Genomic DNA, 19,885 nt, shown 5'->3' on the forward strand with positions numbered 1-19,885 from the left:
CATGACTCTGCGTTTCCTGTCTTTCGCTCTCCTCACCACACTGCTCGCCGGCTGTGCCGACAAGGGCCTGCAGATCGACCGCGAGCATGTGTCGAAGAACCAGGACAGCCGAATCCAGTACGTCATCGTCCACTACACGTCGGCTGACCTGCCGCGCTCGCTGGCGTTGCTGACCCATGGCGAAGTGAGTGCGCACTACCTGATCGGCGACAACCCGGCGACCATCTACCAGCTGGTGGACGAGAACCGCCGCGCCTGGCACGCCGGCGCCAGCGAGTGGCAGGGGCGCACCTGGCTCAATTCCACCTCCATTGGCATCGAGCTGGTGAACCCCGGCTACCGTGATACGCCGAGCGGGAAGATCTGGTATCCCTATCCGGATGCACAGATCGACGCGCTGATCGCCCTGCTGCGGGACATTACCAAGCGCCAGGGCATCACCCCGGAACACATCCTTGGCCACAGCGACATCGCTCCGCAGCGCAAGGTCGACCCGGGCCCGCTGTTCCCCTGGAAGAAGCTCGCCGAAGCCGGCCTGATCCCCTGGCCGAAACCGGGTGAGCTGGCGCATCGCCTGGCCGAGCTGAACGGTCAGCTACCGGCGCCGGGCTGGTTCCAGCAGCAACTGGCGCGGCACGGTTACGCGGTGCCGCTCAATGGGCTGATGGACGAGGAAACTCGCAACGTGATCGCGGCCTTCCAGATGCGCTTCCGCCCGGAGCGCTTCGACGGCGAGCCCGACCTGGAAACCGCCGCGCTGCTGCTGGCGGTGCCGACTTCCTAGACCGGCAGCAGCAGGTAGAAGCGCGAGCCCTTGCCCTGTTGCGAGCGCAGGGCGATTCGCCCGCCGTGCAGTTGCACGATTTCCCGGCATAGCGCCAGGCCGAGGCCGACACCGCCTTTCTTGCGGCCCACCTGCACGAAGGGTTCAAAGATTCGTCCCTGCTGACTGAGCGGGATGCCATCGCCGCTGTCTTCCACGGCAATGGCCACGCGCTCTTCCTGGCAGCGCGCCTGCAGGCGGATGGTGCCGCCCTCGGGCGTATGGCGCAGGGCGTTGCCGATCAGGTTATCCAGCACGCGCTCGATCTGCGTGCGGTCGATATTGATCGGTGGCAGGTCCTCGGCGATCTCCAGGTCGAGCTTGATGCGCTTCTCCTCCGCCGGCCCGGTGAAGCGCTGATGGGCCTGGTGCAGCAGGTTGCCAACATCGCACAACTGCAGCTCCAGCTTCTGGGTGCCACTCTGGTAGCGAGAGAAGTTCAGCAGATCGTTGATCAGCCGCACCAGGCGGTGCATTTCCTCATCGACGGTGCGCACCAGGTCGCGCTCGCGGGACTCCTCAGGGAACTTCAGGCGCTCGGCGAGCAGGCCGAAGGCCATGTGCATACCGGTCATGGGTGTGCGCAGCTCGTGGGAGGCGCGCAGCACGAAATCATTGCGCACCCGCTCGAACGCGCGCTGTTCGGTGACGTCACGTACCACCATCACCGCACCGATATTGCGCCCGTCGTCATGGCTGACCGGTGACATGCTCCAGGTCAGCAGCCGGCTTTCGCCGCTCACTTCCACCACCAGATCCTGCGGCGTTTCTTCCAGGAGGTTGCCGCTGAGGACACGCTGGACGGCCTGGGTCAGCTGCGGATTGTTCAGCATCGTGCCCAGATCCTGGCCCTGGGGATCGCCGTGGGAAAACAGTTGGCGGGTGGCGACCGGGTTGGCGTGCTCGATACGGCCGTGGCGATCGAGGATCACCAGGCCGTCGTCGATGCTGTCGAGCACCGCCAACAAGCGCTTGCGACCCGAACCCAGCGCCTCGGTATTGCTCGCGCGGTAAAGGCGCAGGGCTTCCGCCATCAGGCCGAATCGGCGGCTCAGGGAGGACATCTCGGACACGCCGGAAACCGGCAGGGTGACGTCGAATTCGCCCTGGCCGATCTTGTCCGCGGCCTTCGCCAGCGTCTCGATAGGCGCGCCGAAGCGGCGGGCGATGCTGTGGGCGGTGATGAAGCCGACCACCAGGATGGCGATGCCGATAAGCCCGAGCAGGCTGCTGATCAACAAGGTGCGGTCACGGGCCGAGCGCTCGTCGGCGCTGATGTTTTCCATCGCTCCCTGATGCAGCGCGAGCAGGTGGTTGCGCAGCACGTCGAGGGTACGGCTGAGGTCGCTGTCTTCCAGCAGTTCCGCGCGTCCCGGGCCGGGAGTTTCGGTCGCCTCGACGAACCGACGGTGGGCGTCGGCTATCTGCGTCATGGCTTGGCGTTCGCCACTGGTTTGCGCCAGCGCGCGCCCCTGCTCGAGCGCTTGGGAGAAGTGCGCGCGCGCGCGTTCCAGGTTTTCCGGGCTTGGCCGTGCGCTGAGTACCTGTACCAGTTCGTCGCCCAATGCCTGACGCAGGCGCTGGCTGACCTCGATGGCGTCGAAGTTGCGCTGAATGAGCTGGGCTTGCTCACGGCCGGTCAGCACCACGCTGAACAGCCCGAGCAGCAGACCCAGCAGCGCTACCGTGATGAGCGCCGAGATGCTCAGGAACAGCCTCGTGCGCAGCGTCATCGGGATCGGCAGGTTCACAGGCTGTACTGCTTGCGCTTGCGATAGAGGGTGGAAGCGTCGATACCCAGGGTCTTGGCGGCCTGGTCGAGAGTCGCGCTGGAGGCCATGACGGCAGCGATATGGGCTTTCTCCAGTTGTTCCAGGCTCATGGCCTCGCCGATGCGTGGCGCCGAGTTGCTCGACTGCTCGCCGATTGACAGCTGTTCGACTCCAATCAGATCAAGATTGCAGATGATGCTTGCGCGTTCAATTACGTTGCGCAGTTCCCGCACGTTACCCGGCCAGTTGTAGCGGCGCAGCAGCGCGCGGGCCTCATCGGTGAAGCCCCGTGCGGGGCGGCCGTAGTCCTTCACGAAGCGCGCAAGGAAGCGTTCTGCCAGGCCGAGGATGTCTTCGGCGCGTTCACGCAGGGGCGGCAGATTGAGCACGATGACATTCAGGCGGTAGAGCAGGTCCTCACGGAAGGTGCCCTGGGCAACCATGCCGGCAAGATCACGGTTGGTAGCGGCAAGGATACGCACGTCGGCATTGCGGGTGACCGGGTCGCCGATGCGCTCGTATTCCTTGTCCTGGATGAAACGCAGGAGTTTCGGCTGCAAAATGAGTGGAAAATCGCCGATTTCGTCGAGAAACAGCGTGCCACCATCTGCCTGGCTGATGCGCCCGAGGGTGTTCTCGGTAGCGCCGGTGAAGGCGCCGCGGCTGTGGCCGAACAGTTCGCTTTCCATCAGCTCGGCCGAAAGGGACGGGCAGTTGATGGTCACGCAGGATTTTTTCGCGCGCTTGCTCCAGCCGTGGATGGCCCGCGCCAACTCACCCTTGCCGGAGCCGGATTCGCCGAGGATGAGGATGTTGGCGTCGGTCGCGGCGACCTGACGCGCCGTCTCCAGTACGGCGGCCATGGCCGGGCTGTGCGATTCGAGTACATCGCCCTGCTTGCGCATCTCGCCTTCCAGCGCCTCGATGCGCGCGGTGAGCTGGCGCACTTCCAGCTGTTTGGCGGCGGCCAGGCGCAGTTGGTCGGGGCTGCAGGGCTTCACCAGGTAATCGGCGGCGCCGGCCTGCATGGCATCGACGGCGGTGTCCACAGCCGAGTGCGCAGTGACTATCACCACGCGCATCCAGGGCGCCTGCACGCGCATTTGCGCGAGCACATCCAGGCCATTGTCGTCGCCCAGGCGCAGGTCGAGGAAGCACAGGTCGAATACCTGGCGTTGCAGCAGGTTCTCGGCCTGTTGCGCGCTGCTGGCGGTGGCCACGCTGTAGCCCTCGTCTTCAAGGCAGTAGCGGAACGAGCGGAGGATGGCGGATTCGTCATCGACCAGCAGGATCCGGCCTTGCTGTTCAGGCGTTGCGTCCATTCAGCGATTTCCTCGTTGTGTGATTCGTTGTTGTACGGGGTGTGATTTTTCTTAGTCCAGGGTTTTTCGTGCAAGTTGCAAGAATCTTTCTGAGGCTTCGGGCAGGGTGCACACTCAGGGACGCTGAAAAGGCTATCCAACACATTGAATTACAAGAATTTTATCCACAAAAAGGCACTGGCACGGCAGTTGCGAATCCAATTCTGCACCATCGTATGTTGGAGACCGATATGCCTAGTCCGAAGATCCTTGCCCTGGCCCTGAGTTCCGCACTGCTCGCCGTGCAGCCACTGGCCAGCCATGCCGCCGAAACCGGGCTGAGCGCACAACTGGCCGAAGCGCGCCAGGAAGGCTCGATCTGGACGGCCATCAACCTCAACCGCGAACTCAAGCCCTATGCGATCAAGGTGGATGTGGAGAGCGGCCGCGCGCACCTGACCGGCGCCGTGGCCAGTGAAGAACAGAAGGCGCTGGCCGGACAGATCGCCGGCAGCGTCGAAGGCATCACTGCTGTGGATAACCAGCTCGGCGTCGATGCGTCCCTGGCTGATGCACAGAAGGCCGATACCGCGAAGGACTCAGGTGTGGTGCAGAAGTGGGACGATGCCACGCTGGCGGCCAGGGTGAAATCCAAGCTGCTGCTGGAAAAGCGCGGCGAAGGCCTGGATATCAAGGTCACCAGCAAGTCCGGCGCGGTCACCCTCGAAGGCACCGCAGTCAGCGAGGAGGCCAGCCAGCAAGCCGCTCACCTGGCCGCCCAGACCGAAGGCGTCTCGGCTGTGGATAACCGCCTGAAGGTCGACCCCGACGCCGCCTCCACCGAGAAACTCGAAAAGTCCGTCGGTGACGCCCAGGCCGCCGTGAGCGACGCCTGGATTACCAGCCAGATCAAGGCCGGCATCCTGGCCGCCCATGCGCTACAGGGGTTGTCCATCGGTGTCTCCACTCGCGACGGCGTGGTGACCTTGAGTGGCCAGGTGCCCAATGCCGACGAGCGCCAGCAATTGATCGATTCCGCCAGCAAGACCCGCGGTGTGCGTGAGGTGGACGCCACTGCGCTGAAGGTGGCCGGCCAGGCCGCCTGACTCTTCCACCCTTCCCAAGCAGGAGTACCTGTCATGACTCGCACGACCAGTCAGCTCAATGAACTCATCGAGATCACCCGTGACGGCCAGCGTTTCTACCAGCACGCGATCCAGGAAGTGAAGGATGCGCGGCTGCAACGGCTGTTCCAGTCCATGGCACAAGCCAAGACGGACGTCATCAATGCACTGGCCGGCAAGGTTGCCGCCAATCACGAGGACCCCGCCACCGGCGGCACCTTGCTGGGCAAGTTGCGCCAGGTCTACGCCGACACCCGGGCGACCCTGGCCAGCGACGAAGGCGCGACCTATGTCGCCCAGCTCGAGGAAGCCGAAGACCGCATCCTCCATGCCTTTGAGGACGCCCTGGAGAAAGGCACGCCGGAAACCCAGGCGCTGCTGCGCGCCGAACTGCCCAAGGTACGGGCATGCCACGACCAGATGAGCCAGCTCAAACATTCGCTGAAGTGACGTGGTTCACACAGGCACAGGGACGTGCCTGAAGCCGGGGTTGCAAAACGCACGACCTATCCCGGCCCATCGTGCAGGATGCAGCAGAAAGGCTTTTTTGTTAACAACATAAGTATCTGATTTTTAAGTAAAAAATAGGATTCATCAGACTGGCATGCGGCGTGCAATTCCTACTGCAAGACAGTCAACAAACCACTCGCGACGACAAGAACCGGAAAGACCTCAGGAAATGGTTTGAAGGTTCGACAGACAGGTCGGCGACGGGCAGGAGAAACGGGATGAACAGCGGAACCAACAGCCAAGTGCAAGTCGCGCGTATCGATGTGTGGAGCCGGATCTTCCTTGCCGGTGCCCTCCTGCTGTTGCTGGTCAACCAGGTGCAGCTGCAGATGCAGGTTTCCCGGGTTCAGGCCGCCAGTACCCCTGTGGCCTATGTACCGACCGCCTCCAGCACTCCCGGCCTGTACCGCGAAGCGTCGCGTTATCCACAGGCTGCACCCGCGCGTAACCAGCCCCAGGTGCTGCAAGCCCCGCAGGCGCAGACCCAGGCTCAGGTCCAGCCGATGGCCCGCCCCCAGGGTGGCTGGGTGTTCTGAGCGCCGTTAACCCAATTGCCGGCAGGCCGCTGGCTTGCCCGACAGGTCCGCAGTGCCCGGAAGCGCCCGGGCGGACACTCTTTCCGGAGACTGCCTTGCGATCACTCCGGAGCTGGCACCCAAACGGTGCCGAACCGACAACGAGAAGAGGAGAGACCCCATGCTTAGCTGGGCACTGACATTCCTGATCATCGCCATCATCGCCGCGGTCCTGGGCTTCGGTGGTATCGCCGGCGCCGCGACCAGTATCGCCAAGATCCTGTTCGTGATCTTCCTGGTGCTGTTCATCGTGTCCTTCGTCATGGGCCGTCGCCGGGGGTAGTTCCTCCGGATCGATGGAAGTTGAACAAGGAGCGTAGCGATGAGCTTTACCCGCAATCTGCTGCTGTCGACCGTTCTGCTCGGCGTCGGGGCCCAGGCCCTGGCCGCCGAGGCAGACAAGGACGCGCAATACCGCCTGAACGAGCTGGTAGCCAGTGATCCGCAGTACCGCGATACCTGGCAATCGGTGGTCAAGGACGAAAGTCGCCTGCCCGACTGGGTGATGAACCTCAGCGGCACTGCGACGCCGATGCAGGCGGTGGACGAGCAGGGCGACAAATACCTGGTGGGCGAGTTGTGCGAGGCGCACAACTGCGCTGCCCACCGGCTGTACGTAGCCTTCACCTGGGACAAGGACAAGGCCTATGCGCTGTACGTGAAGGTTCCCGAGAACCTTCCGACGGACAAGTCGCCGAGCAAGCACGCCAGCTTCCGCTGGTTGGGCGAGCCGGACGATTCGGTGAAGCGGATCCTCGATGACCAGCTCAAGAGCGATCCCAACTGGTACTGATCCACTGATTTCGAATTCTGCGTCGCCATTGCGGTGGACGCATGACCAGGGGGCCGGGATGTTCGGGATGCGTCATGTCCTGAGCGACCTGGGGGTACAGGGAGTACCTCCGCGCCAGCGGGCTGGGTCAGGCAAGGCGTGCGGAACCGGGGCGACGTGCTCGCACCGGTTCCGGAGCGCCATCACAGGTCAGGGCTTGAAGTTGGCCGCGTCGCGCGCCCAGCCATCGAGCACCGGCTTCAGGTCGTCGAGGGTCAGGTGGGTGCTGGAGTTTTCCAGCGTCTTGCCTGCTCCCTTGCGTACGACCTTGGCGACCGGCTTGCTGGTCGCGCCATCCAATGCCTCGAACTCCACGAATACCTCGGTGTCCTGGTCACGGGTACCGATGGCGGTCGACGTCGCGGCTACCACCAGTGCGATGGGGATGACCTCGTATGCATGCAGGCCCTCGTTGGAGACATCCACGCCGCTGATTGCGGTGCGCAGCACCAGGGTGTCGCGATCAGCCTGCTGGACGATGCGGTAGCGGCTGCCCAGTTGCATCTCGACCTGCTTCTTGAGGTAGTCGGGAATTTCGTTGAGGGTTCGTTGATCGATGTTCTCGTTCGGCTTGGGTGGCGGGTAGTAGACCGGCCGCTCGACCAGCACCGAGCTGTAGTTCTGCAGCTTCAGGTTCGGGTCGACCCAGCGCAGCACGGGCTGGCCGCTGGGGGAGGTGGCCGGTTGGAGTTGCGAGTAATCGCCGAGGAAGCCAGAGTACTGCGAGGCGTCCGGTTTCTGGCTGGAACAGCCGGCCAGTGCCAGGGCGCCAGCGAAAAGCAGAGTGGGTACTACGTAGCGTCGCGTCATAGAGCGTCCTTATTCAGAGTGTCACCGCGTTGTGCTTTCACCACATTGAACAACCCGTTGCTTACCCGGCTGTCGCGGCGACGGCAGGGTAGCCGCAGGCTTGCTCGAAGCCGGTCGAACTTCACTGATATCGGTCAATTCGGACTCACGCGGATTCGTCCTACAATGCCTCGCCGATTCCTGTCGGCCGGTTTCCGGCCCTCCGGCGCCTCAATAATGAAGAGCGGAATCCGCCACTTATCCACAGTGTCTGCTTTCCCGCCAGCCTCGCAGTCGAAGGGCCCTTCTCCTCGCCCTCGGCCATCCATGACGGCCCCCTAGCGGCGACCGTACATCCGGTAACAAGAACCCACCCGTGAGCGCGCGTGGCGTTCTGATCCGATCAATCCGGGCCATTGATGGCCGAATTGCAGCAAGCCTAGACGGCTTTGCAGAGCGCTGTGTGACAGGCGTTGAGGAACCTGTGTCATGCAGAAAAGCAAGGGTCTTACGACCTGGAACCAAGGTTTCAGATGCCTTTTCCCATGCCGATTGTGCATGGGGTAGGCGTTTCCGGCATTAGACGGAGGAGGGGTGGGTCGGAATCATGCGCCCCTTTTTTCGCTGGCCGTCGGCATCCCGACGGTTCGGCGACCCCGACTTCCACAAGAATCAAGGGTGACTCACTATGGGCAAAGCCAAGCTCAGCCTCGCCTGGCAGATCCTCATCGGCCTGGTACTCGGAATTGCACTGGGCGCCGCGCTCAACCATTTCAGCGCGGAAAAGGCCTGGTGGATCAGCAACATCCTCCAGCCAGCGGGTGACATCTTCATCCGCCTGATCAAGATGATCGTCGTTCCGATCGTGATTTCCTCGCTCATCGTCGGCATCGCCGGCATGGGTGACGCGAAGAAACTCGGCCGCATCGGCCTGAAGACCATCATCTACTTCGAAATCATCACCACCGTCGCCATCGTGGTCGGCCTACTGCTGGCGAACATCTTCCAGCCCGGCGCCGGCATCGACATGAGCACCCTGGGCACTGTGGATATCTCCCAGTACGCGCAGACCGCCAAGGAAGTCGAGCACCACCACGCGTTCATCGAGACCATTCTCAACCTGATCCCGTCGAACATCTTCGCGGCGATGGCCCGTGGCGAAATGCTGCCGATCATCTTCTTCTCGGTCATGTTCGGCCTGGGCCTGTCCTCGCTGCCGGCGCCGACCCGCGAGCCGCTGGTGAAGATGTTCCAGGGCGTGGCCGAGGCCATGTTCCGCGTCACTCACATGATCATGCGCTACGCCCCCATCGGCGTATTCGCGCTGATCGCGGTGACAGTCGCCAACTTCGGCTTCGCCTCGCTGCTGCCGCTGGCCAAGCTGGTGGTGCTGGTGTACTTCGCCATCGCCTTCTTCGCCTTCATGGTGCTGGGCCTGGCCGCGCGCCTGTTCGGTTTCTCCATTATCAAGCTGATGCGCATCTTCAAGGACGAGCTGGTCCTGGCGTACTCCACTGCCAGCTCCGAGACCGTGCTGCCGCGCATCATCGAGAAGATGGAGGCCTACGGTGCACCCAAGGCGGTGAGCAGTTTCGTGGTGCCCACCGGCTACTCGTTCAACCTCGATGGCTCGACCCTGTACCAGAGCATCGCGGCAATCTTCATCGCCCAGCTCTACGGCATCGACCTGTCCATCGGCCAGCAATTGATGCTGGTGCTGACCCTGATGGTCACCTCCAAGGGCATCGCCGGGGTACCGGGCGTTTCCTTCGTGGTGCTGCTGGCGACCCTGGGCAGTGTGGGCATTCCGCTGGAAGGCCTGGCCTTCATCGCCGGCGTCGATCGCATCATGGACATGGCGCGCACCGCGCTGAACGTGATCGGCAACGCCCTGGCCGTGCTGGTGATCTCCAAGTGGGAAGGCGTGTACGACGCTGAGAAGGGCGCGCGCTACTGGCAGGCGATGCAGAACGGTCGCGTTGAAGCCTTCCTTGAAGGCGAGAGCGCGGACGGTAAGCAAAGCACCGCCAGTCACTGACCCGCACGGGTTATCAACAAGGCCCCGGCACAGTCCGGGGCCTTGTCGTTTCTGGCGCGGAAGGCGCCCGTGCCGCTATCATCGCGGCCATTCCAAGGGGGACATCGCATGCTCAACGGCCTTTGGCTGAGCTTTTTCATCGTCGCGGCGGTCACCGCGCTTTCCCGCTGGCTGCTCGGTGGGGAGGCCACCGTGTTCGCCGCCATGGTGGAAAGCCTGTTCGCCATGGCCAAGCTGTCGGTGGAGGTCATGGTGCTGTTGTTCGGTACCCTGACCCTCTGGCTGGGTTTCCTGCGCATCGCCGAGAAGGCCGGCCTGGTGGAGAAACTCGCAGTGCTGCTCGGCCCGCTGTTCCGCCGCCTGATGCCGGAAGTCCCCGCTGGCCACCCGGCCATTGGCCTGATCACCCTGAACTTCGCCGCCAACGGCCTGGGCCTGGACAATGCCGCTACGCCCATCGGCCTGAAGGCCATGAAGGCGCTGCAGGAGCTCAATCCCAGCAGCACCACTGCGAGCAACGCGCAGATTCTCTTCCTGGTGCTCAACGCCTCGTCGCTGACGCTGCTGCCGGTGACCATCTTCATGTATCGCGCGCAGCAGGGCGCAGTCGACCCGACCCTGGTGTTCCTGCCAATCCTGCTGGCCACCAGCGCCTCCTCGCTCGTCGGCCTGCTCAGCGTGGCGCTGATGCAGCGTCTGCGCCTGTGGGATCCGGTGGTCCTGGCTTACCTGATTCCCGGCGCGCTGGCGCTGGGTGCCTTCATGGCGTTGCTCGCAGGCCTGTCTGCCACCGCGCTGGCGCAGTTGTCCTCGCTACTGGGCAACCTGACGCTGTTCGGCATCATCATGCTGTTCCTGATCGTCGGTTGGCTGAAGAAGGTGCCGGTGTACGAAACCTTCGTCGAGGGCGCAAAAGAGGGCTTCGACGTCGCCAAGAGCCTGCTGCCGTATCTGGTGGCGATGCTCTGCGCGGTCGGCGTATTGCGCGCTTCCGGCGCCCTGGAGATGGCGCTGGACGGCATCCGCTGGGTAGTCGAAGGCGTGGGCTGGGACACTCGCTTCGTCGATGCGCTGCCTACCGCACTAGTCAAGCCGTTCTCCGGCAGCGCTGCACGGGCGATGCTGCTGGAAACCATGCAATCCCACGGTGTGGACAGCTTCCCGGCGCTGGTAGCCGCCACCGTGCAAGGCAGCACCGAGACCACGTTCTACGTACTGGCAGTGTATTTCGGCGCCGTTGGCATCCAGCGCGCGCGCCATGCCGTGGGTTGCGCGCTGCTGGCGGACCTGGCCGGAGTGCTGGCCTCCATCGGCGTTTGCTACTGGTTCTTCGCCTGAAGGTTCTCGCCGGCGATCACCTGGGCCTCCTTGTGTTGCCCCTGAGCCTGGAACAGTAGCCATTCGCGCTGGATCACCCGGTAGGGCACGAACACGCTCAAGCGTGCCATGCCGGCCAGCTCCGGCCGGCTTGTCGGTGGCGTGAAACCCGCCTGGTAGCCGATGTTGATCCCCAGCACTGCACCGTCGCTGGCCAGCAATGGCCCTCCGGACATGCCCTTGGCGATTGCCGCGTCGTGTACACCGTAGCGCTCGCCACTTGCAGAACGGTCGTCGACGAAGGGTACCGGCCAGACATGCCCCGTCGCGCTCATCGGGATCAGCAGGGAACTGCTGCCCAGGGCGGTGACGGTCTCGCCGGAACGGAAGTCCCGCCACTGCGGGAGCGCCCCCTCTGCCTTGTGCGCGATGAACAGCAGGTCGCAGCCCGTGCTGCAGCGGTAAGCCTTGTTCAACAGGAACGGGGTATGGGCTGCTGTCACCGCGTAGTCGGCATTCCACTGCACGGCAGAGGCGACGATCATTCCCGGCAATGGCGGGCCAGAGAACACGGTGAAGTAACGGTCATTCAGGCCCGCATTGGTTTCCGGGGAAACCCAGCCATTGCAGCCTGAGAGGGTAAACAGAAGCGGCAGGAACCATCTTTTCTTCACAGTAAAGCTCTCCCCAAATTTGTGGGAAAAGCTAACTATTAATTAAGGAAAATTCTTATATAAAAATAAGATTCTTGAATAGGATAAATACGCATTAATTATCTCGAATGACGAAGATTTCCTACAAATATCCTGGAATTTATTTATTTAAATATAAGTAAAGTAATTATTTTGTTTATCCGGGCAATATAATGGAAATGTGACATATCTCGCGCAATGGCTATTTCTGACGAACGGTAGTGAAGCTTTCACCAAGCTTTCAAAGCTAGTAAAAATGGCCCACTCAGGCATTTTTCGATTGTCGATAGGCTGCTTTTACACATAGGGTTACAAATAAGTCGACTCTCCAGGGCCTGCCTGCCGTGGACGACGACCGTCGATTTCCCCGGCAGGGGAATCCCCGTGTATCAGCCCTGAGTGATGTTCTTATGGCCTCGAACAACTCCAAAGCCAAAGCCGTCTTCCGTGTGGTAAGTGGCAACTTTCTCGAGATGTATGACTTCATGGTGTATGGCTTCTACGCCACCGCCATTGCCAAGACCTTCTTTCCCGGCGACGACCCCTTCGCTTCCCTGATGCTGTCGCTGGCGACCTTCGGCGCCGGATTCCTCATGCGTCCGCTGGGAGCCATCTTCCTCGGCGCCTATATCGACCGTCATGGCCGTCGCCAGGGGCTGATCATTACGCTCGGCCTGATGGCCATGGGCACCCTGCTGATCGCCTTCGTACCGGGGTATGCCACCCTTGGTGCCGCCGCACCGTTGCTGGTCCTGCTTGGCCGCCTGCTGCAGGGTTTTTCTGCCGGCGTGGAGCTGGGCGGCGTGTCGGTGTACCTCGCGGAAATCGCCACCCCGGGCAAGCGCGGTTTCTTCGTCAGCTGGCAGTCGGCGAGCCAACAGGTCGCGGTGGTCTTCGCCGGCCTGCTGGGTGTGATCCTCAACCATTGGCTGAGCCCGCAGGACATGGGCGAGTGGGGCTGGCGCGTACCGTTCTTCGTCGGCTGCCTGATCGTCCCGGCGTTGTTCATCATCCGCCGCTCGCTGGAGGAAACCCCCGAGTTCCAGCAGCGCAAGCATCGGCCGACCCTGGGCCAGGTGCTGCGTTCCATCGGCCAGAACTTCGGCCTGGTGCTGGCCGGAACCGCCATGGTGGTGATGACCACCGTGTCCTTCTACCTGATCACCGCCTACACCCCGACCTTTGGCAAGAACGAGCTGCACCTGTCGGACTTCGACAGCCTGCTGGTGACCATGTGCGTGGGGCTGTCCAACTTCATCTGGCTGCCGGTGATGGGCGCCGTATCCGATCGCATCGGGCGCAAGCCGCTGCTGCTGGCGGCTACCATCCTGGCACTGCTCACCGCCTACCCGATGCTCTCCTGGCTGGTGGCCGAGCCGAGCTTTGCCCGCCTGCTGGAAGTGGAACTGTGGCTGTCCTTCCTCTATGGCAGCTACAACGGCGCGATGGTTGTCGCGCTCACCGAGATCATGCCGGCGGACGTGCGCACCACCGGATTCTCCCTGGCCTACAGCCTGGCGACCGCGACCTTCGGTGGTTTCACCCCGGCGGTCTGCACCTGGCTTATCCACACCCTGGACAACAAGGCTGCGCCGGGTATCTGGCTCAGCGGTGCGGCGGCGCTCGGCCTGCTTGCCACCCTGGTGCTGTTCCGCAAGGGCGCCCGTGCACGCGCTGGAGCCCTGGCTGCCAGCGCCTGAGTCCAGCTGCGACGTTCTGCCCCAGTACGGTTCCGGGCGGCATTGACATACGTCAGGCCTGCCCGGCACCCGCAGGAGAAGGATAGGGTCAACCCAATCCCTCTTCTCCAGCGGAGAACGCGTCATGATCACCCACCCCACCGCCGAGCTCGCAGCCCTCGGGGCTGTTGGCGCCGATCACTGGATAGAAACCCTCGAAGATGGCAGCCACGTGCTGATTCGTCCGTTGCGCGCGGAAGACCGCGAGCGCGAACGCCTGTTCCTCGAGCGTCTGTCCCCCATGACCCGCAAGTTCCGCTTCCATGGCGAAGTGAAGATCGACGACAAACTGCTCGATCGCCTGATGGATGTAGACTACCAGACCACCATGGCCTTCATCGCCCTGACCCATGTGGACGGCGAGTTGCGCGAAGTCGGCATCAGCCGCTACGCGGCTGTGGATAACCAGCAGTGCGAATGCGCGGTGACCATCGCCGACGAGTTCAAGCAACTGGGCCTGGACGTCGCACTGATGCGCCATCTGATCGATGTGGCCAAGCGCAACGGCTTCCACCAGATGTACTCGATCGACTCGTCCATGGACCGCGACATGCGCGATATGGCTCGCGAGCTGGGCTTCCGCGCCCAGGTGGACCCGGACGACTCCTGCCAGGTCATCCGCCGCCTCGCACTCTGAGGCCTGAAGATTCGCCGACGGGGCTTCAGCTCCGTCGGCGCCACAGCGCCAGCCCCAGCAATACCGCCAGCAGCAATGCACCCACCGTCGCCAGCGGATAGACCATGTCGTCGTCCAGCAGCGGCTTCTCGATGCGCAGATAACCCTCGTCCTTGAACAGCCGCTTCGCCACATCGTTGGCGTGGGCCAGGCTGACTTTCGCCAGGCGCTTGTCCTCGTCGGGGAATTTGCCGTCGTCGAAATCGGCCAATGCGCCCCAGTAGTAATCCGCCAGCGTCGAGTTCCCCGGGGTGCTCCAGGCCAGCTGCGCACGCGCCACCCGCTGGATGCGGGCGAAGCGCTGCGGGTCGAGGCCATCGCGGCGGATCTTGTCCACCAGGTCTTTCAGGGCCTTCTGTGTCACCTGTTCCTGGTCGCGTTCGACATCGGCGTTGAGGCTCAGGAAGCCCTGGTTCGCCCACGCAGTGCGCTCGCTCCAGGGGCCGTAGGATAGCTCGCGGCGCACGCGCAGTTCGGTGTAGAGCGTATCGTTGAGGTAGGCCTGCAGCAGGTCCAGCGTGGCGCCGTCGACATCCTCCGGCTCCGGGAAGATCCAGTGCAGCACCGCGCTTTCGCCGAACATCCCGGTAGTCAGGCTGCGCTGGCGCTCGGCGGTGGTCCTCATCTGCGGCAGGTCGCGGCGTTCCGGGGTGTCGTGGTCGACCAGGGCGCCGTAGGTGCGGCCGAGGTACACCGGCAGGCGCGGGTCGAGGTCGCCGACGATGATCAGGGTCATGTTGCTCGGGACGTACCAGTCCTTGCGCAACTGATCCAGTTGCGCCTGGGTGAGGTTATCCACAGGGGCGCGCTCGTCGCATGACAGGCCCAGCTCGACAGCCAACTGTTCCTGACCGGCGCGGCTGACGTTCTGGTGATCCAGCCAACGCTGCAGGTGCGAATAATGGCCGCCATCCTCGCGCACCAGTACCTGCTTGGCGGAATCGATCTTGCGCTGGTCGAGTTGGGTGCGGGTGATGATTTCCAGCAGCAGGTCCAGCACCTGGCGCTGGGTGGCGGCGGGGGACTCGACGACGAACGCGGTGTCTCCCTCGCTGGTGTAGGCATTCCATTGGCCGCCCAGAGCCTGCATGCGTGCTTCCAGGTCGGCCTCGTCGCCGCCATCCAGGCCGCTGAAGAACAGGTGTTCCATCAGGTGGGGCAACTGCCGGTCGCGGCAACTGAAGTCGCTGAAGCCGACGCCGACGATCAGGCGAATCGAGACATGGCCCTTCTCGCGGGTTGGCTTGAACAGCACGCCCATGCCGTTCTCCAGCTGGTACGCCTCGACCGTCTGGCGCTGGTCGGCATGGGACCAGGCGCTGAGCAGCAGAGATAGCAGGGGGATGAACAACCAACGCATGAGCGGTGAGCCTGGACGCAAAGCCGTGAGGATAGCGGATTGACCGTCGCGAACCCACCGTGTTCAACCTTCGTCGGGTGGCATCTTTGGTCACGGGGCTGGCTTGCGAGGTCACTGTCGGTGCTGGCGCAGTGGAACTACGCTCCATTCATCCACCCCGATCAACGGACCCGTCGTTCGCTGCATGGCGAACGGTCTGGAGGCTACATGCGCGTCCTGATCACCGGCGCTGCGGGATTTCTCGGGCAGAGCCTGCTCAATGAGCTTGCCGTCCAGCACCTGGACTGGACGCTCATTGCCGCTGATATGCAGCAAATAAAGTCCCAGGGTCTGCGCCCCAACATCGAGCCGGTTGCGCTGGATCTGAGCGTGGCGGCCAACACGCGGGCCTGCGTGGAGCTCTGGAAGCCAGATGCGATCGTGCATCTGGCCGCGGTGGTGAACCCGCCGCCGGAGATGACGGCGCAGAAACGCCACGCCATCGAAGTGGGTGGCACCCGTGCACTGATCGAGGCGGCGCGTGATAACGATGTCCGGCAATTGATAGTTACCAGTTCGGGCGCCGCCTATGGCTTTCATCGCGACAACGCCGAGTGGATCGACGAATCCCACCCGCTACGGGGTCAACCGCATCTGCTGCATGCCCGCTGCAAGCAGGAAATCGAGCAATTGCTGGCCAAAGCCAGGGAAAACTATCCACAGATCAAGCAACTGATTCTGCGCCCCGGAACCATCCTCGGCCGGCGTGTGCATAACCCGCTGGCGGAGCTCTTCGCCCGGCGCAGCCTGATGGGGGTGATGGGACACCGCAGCCGCTTCGTGTTCATCTGGGACCAGGACGTGGTGAACGTGATTCGCCAGGGCCTCGAGCGTGGCAGCGAAGGCATCTACAACCTCGCCGGTGACGGCGCACTGTCCCTGCGCGAGATCGCCGGCCTGCTCAACAAACCCTATCACCCGATGCCGGCAAGCCTGATGCGAGTAGGTCTCGGCCTGCTCAAGCCACTCGGGTTGTCGCACTTTGGTCCGGAGCAGGTGGATTACCTGCGCTACCGGCCAGTGCTGGACAACCGCCGGCTGAAAGAAGAATTCGGCTACGAACCGCGCTACTCCAGCCGCGAGGCATTCCTCGCCTATCTCGCGGCAAGGGGACTGCACAGCTGAGTTCGCCGAGCTGTGGGAATCCTGTAGACAAGTCTGTTGAAAAGCCTGTGAGTCGACGCGTCTGGCGGGCTCTTGGGCGGCCCGCTAGGTCGCTGATTGCCGCCGCCGCTGGCGGTACTCGCCCGGCGTCAGCCCCGTCCAGTGACGGAAGGCGCGGAAGAACACGCTCGGCTCGGAATAGCCGAGCAGGGCGGCGATGTCCGTGGCCGGCAGGTTGCCTTCGCCCAGGTAACGCTCCGCCAATTGCCGGCGGGTATCGGCCAGCAGTTGTTGATAACTGCTGCCTTCTTCCGCCAGTCGACGCTGCAGCGTGCGTTCGCTCAGGCCCAGTTCGCTGGCCACGGCGGCGCGTCCGGGTTCGCCGCGGGTCAGTTGCTCGCCGAGCAGGGCAACCACACGGCCGCTGATGCTGGCGCTGGGCAGCCGGGCAAGCAAGCCTTCGGCGTGCTGGCGCAACAAGTCGCGCAGCGGCGGGTTGGCTTGCGGCAGCGGCGCGTCGATCAGTGCCCGGGGCAGGCCCAGCGCATAGTCCGGGGCGTTGAACTGCAGAGGACAGTCGAAGGCCTTTTCGTAGTCCGTCAGGTTCTCAGGCTGGCTGTGCATGAACCGGCAACCGGCCAGTTGCAGGCCGCTAAGCAGCGCGCGCAGCTGCCGCGCCCAGAACCCCAGCAGCGCCAGGGCGCGAACCCGGGTCGCCGGCGGTTCGGGGTTCAACGGGCGGTAACTGACCCAGATGATCTCGGCCTGAGCCTCGATGGCCACCTGTCCCCCTTCGCCGACCAGGCGCTGATAGCGCATGGCTGACTCGAGGGCATCGCCCATCGTGGTGCTCGATTGCAGCAGGTAGCCCAGCGCGCTGAAGGACGCCGGTGACAATGCGCGGCCCATGGCCAGGCCGGGCTCGTCATGCTTCAGGTCCGTCTGGATGACCTGCCACATGCGCTCCTGCAGCGCGAAATCGATGCGCGCGTCCGGGTCGCTGAGCTGGGATTCCTGAATGCCACTGGCAGCCAGCAGCGCGCCGCGCTCCAGACCGAGGCGTACGGCCGCCAGCAGGATGGCCTGGGTCAGGCTGGCGCTGACCGAGGGAGGACGTTGAGATTGATTGCATGCTTCCATGGCGGCGGATTCTGCCCGAACCCTGGGCGTCGTGATATCAGGACTTTGTAGGGGCTGGCGAACATTCCGGTGGAGTGTTCGCTCAGGCCCTCCAGCCATCAACCCGTCGCGCTGGAGCCGGGGGAAGCCGGCCGCTGGTGATCCTGTACCGCTGCGACTTCGCGTTCGACGAAGTCCTCGTCTTCCTCAGGTTCACCGATTGCCGAATCACTGGCATCCGGGTTGTCCAGAACAGCATAGGCGATAGCGCAGAACAGCGAGTTCAGGCGCTTCATGTCGCTGATCAGGTCCAGGTGCAGCGAACTGGTCTCGATGCTCTGTACGACCTGCTGGCGCAGGCGATCGACATGGGAGTGGGCGAAGCGCCGTTCCTGCAGGCGGAAGCGCTGCTTGGCCCGACGCAGGCGCTTGGCGCCTTCCAGGTCGCCATTGAGGAACACCGAGAGGGACAGGCGCAGGTTGGCCACCAACTGGCCGTGGAGCACGGTGATCTCTTCCAGGCCGTTGTCGGAGAAGGAGCGACTGCGCGAGGTTTTCTTGTCCTGCACGGCACCGAGCATGTGCTCGATGATGTCGCCAGCCTGCTCCAGGTTGATTGCCAGCTCGATGATCTCCGCCCAGCGGCGGCTGTCGGCTTCGCTCAGGTCTTCGCGGGGCATGCGCGCCAGGTAGAGCTTGATCGCGGTGTAGAGCGCATCGACATCATCGTCCTGCTTGCGGATTTCCTTGCCCAGCAGCGGGTCGCCGCTGTGGATAACCTGCATCAGGTTGTTCAGCATCTGCTCGACGATATCGCCCATGCGCAGGGTTTCGCGCACCGCATTGACCAGCGCCAGGCTCGGTGTGTCCAGTGCCGCCGGGTCGAGGTGGCGGGGGCGCACGACGTCTTCGGGCGAATGGCGGTCGGGCATGATGCGCGTACAGAAGGCCGCCATCTGTCCGGTCAACGGCAGGCAGGCGAGGCATCGAGTGGTGTTGTAGAGCACGTGGAAGGCGATCACCAGTTCGGCGGTGCTGAACTGCCAGTGGTCGATCCAGTCGGCCAGCGGGCCCACCAGTGGCAGCACCAGGGCGCAACCGGCGACCTTGAACAGCAGGCTGCCCAGCGCCACGCGGCGGCCGGCAGCGTTCTGCGAGGAAGCGCTGATCATCGCCAGGATGCCGCTGCCCAGGTTGGCGCCGATCACCAGGCAGAGCGCCACCTTCAGCGAGATCACCTTGGATGCCGCCAGCGTCGCGGTGAGCAGCACGGCGGCCAGGCTGGAGTAGGAAATCATCGCGAACAGTGCGCCGGTCAGGGCGTCCAGCATCACGTCGCCAGTGAGGCTGGAGAACAGTACCTTGACGCCCTTGGCCTGGGTCATGGGCTCGGCGGCGGCGACGATCAGCTGCAGCGCCAGGATGATCAGCCCCAGGCCGATGAGTACCCGGCCGAGCTGGCCCAGGCGCGACTTCTGCCGGCCGAGGAAGAAGATCACTCCGAAGAAGATCAGCAGCGGCGACAGCCACGACAGGTCCAGGGTCAGCACCCGCGCCATCAGCGCCGTGCCGACGTCGGCGCCGAGCATGATCGCCAGCGCCGGCGCCAGGGCCATCAGCCCGGTGGCGACGAAGGACGTCGCCAGTAGTGCCGTGGCGTTGCTGCTCTGCACCAGCGCGGTGACGCCGATGCCGGCGGCGAAGGCCAGCGGACGTTTTTCCACGCTGCGGCTGAGGATTTTTCGCAGGTTACTGCCGTAGACCCTGAGGATACCGGTGCGGACGATATGTGTGCCCCACACCAACAGGGCGACGGCAGAGAGCAGATCGAGCAGTTTGAGCATGTCGGGCCCCCTTGCACTCAAGCGGGCCCGTGGCGGTGCGTCCGTCTACGGACCCTGTAACGACCTCGCCCGCTGCTCCGTACAGACAGCGCGGAGGGCCGAGAAGGACACGGCAACACTCAGGCGATTGTCACAAGACTGTCATGGTAGACCCTCGTTCTTCCCTGAGGGTTCGCCAAATCTCTGATTTGCCGGGATTCCTGTCTGTCAGTAAAGCCGATCGAAAGCGGA

At 63.5% G+C, this 19,885-nt stretch carries 18 protein-coding genes; 11 read left to right on the top strand and 7 right to left on the bottom strand.

Annotated elements, in window-relative coordinates; genetic code table 11:
- Window position 1 precedes the first annotated feature (1 nt).
- Window positions 2–784: an N-acetylmuramoyl-L-alanine amidase gene (locus tag N5C91_RS08660; protein ID WP_236172344.1), complete on the top strand. Its 783-nt coding sequence runs from the start codon at window positions 2–4 to the stop codon at window positions 782–784.
- On the opposite strand, the gene N5C91_RS08665 is transcribed toward N5C91_RS08660, so the two are convergent.
- The gene (locus N5C91_RS08665; protein WP_279829147.1) at window positions 781–2,568 is read right to left on the bottom strand and encodes a KinB sensor domain-containing domain; all 1,788 of its coding nucleotides are present in this window, start codon (window positions 2,566–2,568) and stop codon (window positions 781–783) included. The genes N5C91_RS08660 and N5C91_RS08665 overlap by 4 nt on opposite strands.
- Window positions 2,569–2,570: 2 nt before the next feature.
- The gene (algB, locus tag N5C91_RS08670; protein WP_236172346.1) at window positions 2,571–3,917 is read right to left on the bottom strand and encodes a sigma-54-dependent response regulator transcription factor AlgB; all 1,347 of its coding nucleotides are present in this window, start codon (window positions 3,915–3,917) and stop codon (window positions 2,571–2,573) included.
- 230 nt (window positions 3,918–4,147) lie between these two features.
- Here algB and N5C91_RS08675 point away from each other — a divergent pair, with 230 nt between their 5' ends.
- The 5 genes from N5C91_RS08675 to N5C91_RS08695 all read left to right on the top strand — a co-directional run bounded on the left by N5C91_RS08675 (window position 4,148) and on the right by N5C91_RS08695 (window position 6,898).
- On the top strand, window positions 4,148–5,002 hold the full coding sequence (locus N5C91_RS08675; RefSeq protein ID WP_279829101.1) for a BON domain-containing protein: 855 nt from the start codon (window positions 4,148–4,150) through the stop codon (window positions 5,000–5,002).
- A 33-nt stretch (window positions 5,003–5,035) separates the two neighbouring features.
- Window positions 5,036–5,470 (top strand): PA2169 family four-helix-bundle protein, encoded by a 435-nt coding sequence (locus N5C91_RS08680; RefSeq protein WP_236172348.1) that lies wholly within the window; start codon window positions 5,036–5,038, stop codon window positions 5,468–5,470.
- Between the two features lie 278 nt (window positions 5,471–5,748).
- Window positions 5,749–6,066, top strand: coding sequence for a hypothetical protein (locus N5C91_RS08685; RefSeq protein WP_236172349.1), 318 nt, complete (start codon window positions 5,749–5,751; stop codon window positions 6,064–6,066).
- A 160-nt stretch (window positions 6,067–6,226) separates the two neighbouring features.
- On the top strand, window positions 6,227–6,388 hold the full coding sequence (locus N5C91_RS08690; protein WP_081519001.1) for a DUF1328 domain-containing protein: 162 nt from the start codon (window positions 6,227–6,229) through the stop codon (window positions 6,386–6,388).
- Window positions 6,389–6,427: 39 nt separating this feature from the next.
- On the top strand, window positions 6,428–6,898 hold the full coding sequence (locus N5C91_RS08695; RefSeq protein WP_236172350.1) for an inhibitor of vertebrate lysozyme family protein: 471 nt from the start codon (window positions 6,428–6,430) through the stop codon (window positions 6,896–6,898).
- Window positions 6,899–7,087: 189 nt separating this feature from the next.
- Here N5C91_RS08695 and N5C91_RS08700 read toward each other — a convergent pair whose 3' ends face one another.
- Entirely contained in the window at window positions 7,088–7,747 is a 660-nt protein-coding gene (locus N5C91_RS08700) for a DUF3313 domain-containing protein (RefSeq protein ID WP_279829103.1), read from the bottom strand.
- A gap of 667 nt (window positions 7,748–8,414) precedes the next feature.
- Between N5C91_RS08700 and gltP the strand changes: the two genes are divergently transcribed.
- Together gltP and N5C91_RS08710 are read left to right on the top strand one after the other, a co-directional pair.
- Window positions 8,415–9,764, top strand: coding sequence for a glutamate/aspartate:proton symporter GltP (gene gltP / locus N5C91_RS08705; protein WP_279829105.1), 1,350 nt, complete (start codon window positions 8,415–8,417; stop codon window positions 9,762–9,764).
- 108 nt (window positions 9,765–9,872) lie between these two features.
- Window positions 9,873–11,102 (top strand): spore maturation protein, encoded by a 1,230-nt coding sequence (locus N5C91_RS08710; protein WP_236172353.1) that lies wholly within the window; start codon window positions 9,873–9,875, stop codon window positions 11,100–11,102.
- Here the strand turns inward: N5C91_RS08710 and N5C91_RS08715 are convergent.
- Window positions 11,084–11,755 (bottom strand): serine protease, encoded by a 672-nt coding sequence (locus N5C91_RS08715; RefSeq protein ID WP_279829106.1) that lies wholly within the window; start codon window positions 11,753–11,755, stop codon window positions 11,084–11,086. The two genes, N5C91_RS08710 and N5C91_RS08715, sit on opposite strands and share 19 nt — an antisense overlap.
- 428 nt (window positions 11,756–12,183) lie before the next feature.
- Here N5C91_RS08715 and N5C91_RS08720 point away from each other — a divergent pair, with 428 nt between their 5' ends.
- Window positions 12,184–13,473, top strand: a complete 1,290-nt coding sequence (locus tag N5C91_RS08720) for an MFS transporter (RefSeq protein ID WP_279829108.1) — start codon at window positions 12,184–12,186, stop codon at window positions 13,471–13,473.
- 124 nt (window positions 13,474–13,597) lie between these two features.
- Window positions 13,598–14,149 (top strand): GNAT family N-acetyltransferase, encoded by a 552-nt coding sequence (locus N5C91_RS08725; protein WP_236175769.1) that lies wholly within the window; start codon window positions 13,598–13,600, stop codon window positions 14,147–14,149.
- Window positions 14,150–14,174: 25 nt separating this feature from the next.
- On the opposite strand, the gene N5C91_RS08730 is transcribed toward N5C91_RS08725, so the two are convergent.
- Entirely contained in the window at window positions 14,175–15,548 is a 1,374-nt protein-coding gene (locus N5C91_RS08730; protein WP_279829110.1) for a pitrilysin family protein, read from the bottom strand.
- Between the two features lie 207 nt (window positions 15,549–15,755).
- Here N5C91_RS08730 and N5C91_RS08735 point away from each other — a divergent pair, with 207 nt between their 5' ends.
- On the top strand, window positions 15,756–16,712 hold the full coding sequence (locus N5C91_RS08735) for an NAD-dependent epimerase/dehydratase family protein (protein WP_236175796.1): 957 nt from the start codon (window positions 15,756–15,758) through the stop codon (window positions 16,710–16,712).
- Window positions 16,713–16,796: 84 nt separating this feature from the next.
- Here the strand turns inward: N5C91_RS08735 and N5C91_RS08740 are convergent, their stop codons facing one another.
- The gene (locus N5C91_RS08740; RefSeq protein WP_279829112.1) at window positions 16,797–17,831 is read right to left on the bottom strand and encodes an AraC family transcriptional regulator; all 1,035 of its coding nucleotides are present in this window, start codon (window positions 17,829–17,831) and stop codon (window positions 16,797–16,799) included.
- A gap of 98 nt (window positions 17,832–17,929) precedes the next feature.
- A complete protein-coding gene (locus tag N5C91_RS08745; RefSeq protein ID WP_279829114.1) occupies window positions 17,930–19,654 on the bottom strand; it encodes a Na/Pi cotransporter family protein in 1,725 nt (574 codons plus the stop codon).
- Window positions 19,655–19,885: the final 231 nt, after the last annotated feature.

Source organism: Pseudomonas sp. GD03903, assembly GCF_029840045.1.
Lineage (GTDB): Bacteria > Pseudomonadota > Gammaproteobacteria > Pseudomonadales > Pseudomonadaceae > Pseudomonas > Pseudomonas pseudonitroreducens.

Bases quoted from the DNA above. Each gene is read 5' to 3' on its own strand.
- N5C91_RS08685 (WP_236172349.1), top strand. From the start codon at position 5,749: ATGAACAGCGGAACCAACAGCCAAGTGCAAGTCGCGCGTATCGATGTG.
- N5C91_RS08735 (WP_236175796.1), top strand. From the start codon at position 15,756: ATGCGCGTCCTGATCACCGGCGCTGCGGGATTTCTCGGGCAGAGCCTG.
- N5C91_RS08710 (WP_236172353.1), top strand. From the start codon at position 9,873: ATGCTCAACGGCCTTTGGCTGAGCTTTTTCATCGTCGCGGCGGTCACC.
- N5C91_RS08675 (WP_279829101.1), top strand. From the start codon at position 4,148: ATGCCTAGTCCGAAGATCCTTGCCCTGGCCCTGAGTTCCGCACTGCTC.
- N5C91_RS08690 (WP_081519001.1), top strand. From the start codon at position 6,227: ATGCTTAGCTGGGCACTGACATTCCTGATCATCGCCATCATCGCCGCG.
- N5C91_RS08730 (WP_279829110.1), bottom strand. From the start codon at position 15,548: ATGCGTTGGTTGTTCATCCCCCTGCTATCTCTGCTGCTCAGCGCCTGG.
- algB (WP_236172346.1), bottom strand. From the start codon at position 3,917: ATGGACGCAACGCCTGAACAGCAAGGCCGGATCCTGCTGGTCGATGAC.
- N5C91_RS08725 (WP_236175769.1), top strand. From the start codon at position 13,598: ATGATCACCCACCCCACCGCCGAGCTCGCAGCCCTCGGGGCTGTTGGC.
- N5C91_RS08740 (WP_279829112.1), bottom strand. From the start codon at position 17,831: ATGGAAGCATGCAATCAATCTCAACGTCCTCCCTCGGTCAGCGCCAGC.
- N5C91_RS08695 (WP_236172350.1), top strand. From the start codon at position 6,428: ATGAGCTTTACCCGCAATCTGCTGCTGTCGACCGTTCTGCTCGGCGTC.
- gltP (WP_279829105.1), top strand. From the start codon at position 8,415: ATGGGCAAAGCCAAGCTCAGCCTCGCCTGGCAGATCCTCATCGGCCTG.
- N5C91_RS08680 (WP_236172348.1), top strand. From the start codon at position 5,036: ATGACTCGCACGACCAGTCAGCTCAATGAACTCATCGAGATCACCCGT.
- N5C91_RS08745 (WP_279829114.1), bottom strand. From the start codon at position 19,654: ATGCTCAAACTGCTCGATCTGCTCTCTGCCGTCGCCCTGTTGGTGTGG.
- N5C91_RS08660 (WP_236172344.1), top strand. From the start codon at position 2: ATGACTCTGCGTTTCCTGTCTTTCGCTCTCCTCACCACACTGCTCGCC.
- N5C91_RS08720 (WP_279829108.1), top strand. From the start codon at position 12,184: ATGGCCTCGAACAACTCCAAAGCCAAAGCCGTCTTCCGTGTGGTAAGT.
- N5C91_RS08700 (WP_279829103.1), bottom strand. From the start codon at position 7,747: ATGACGCGACGCTACGTAGTACCCACTCTGCTTTTCGCTGGCGCCCTG.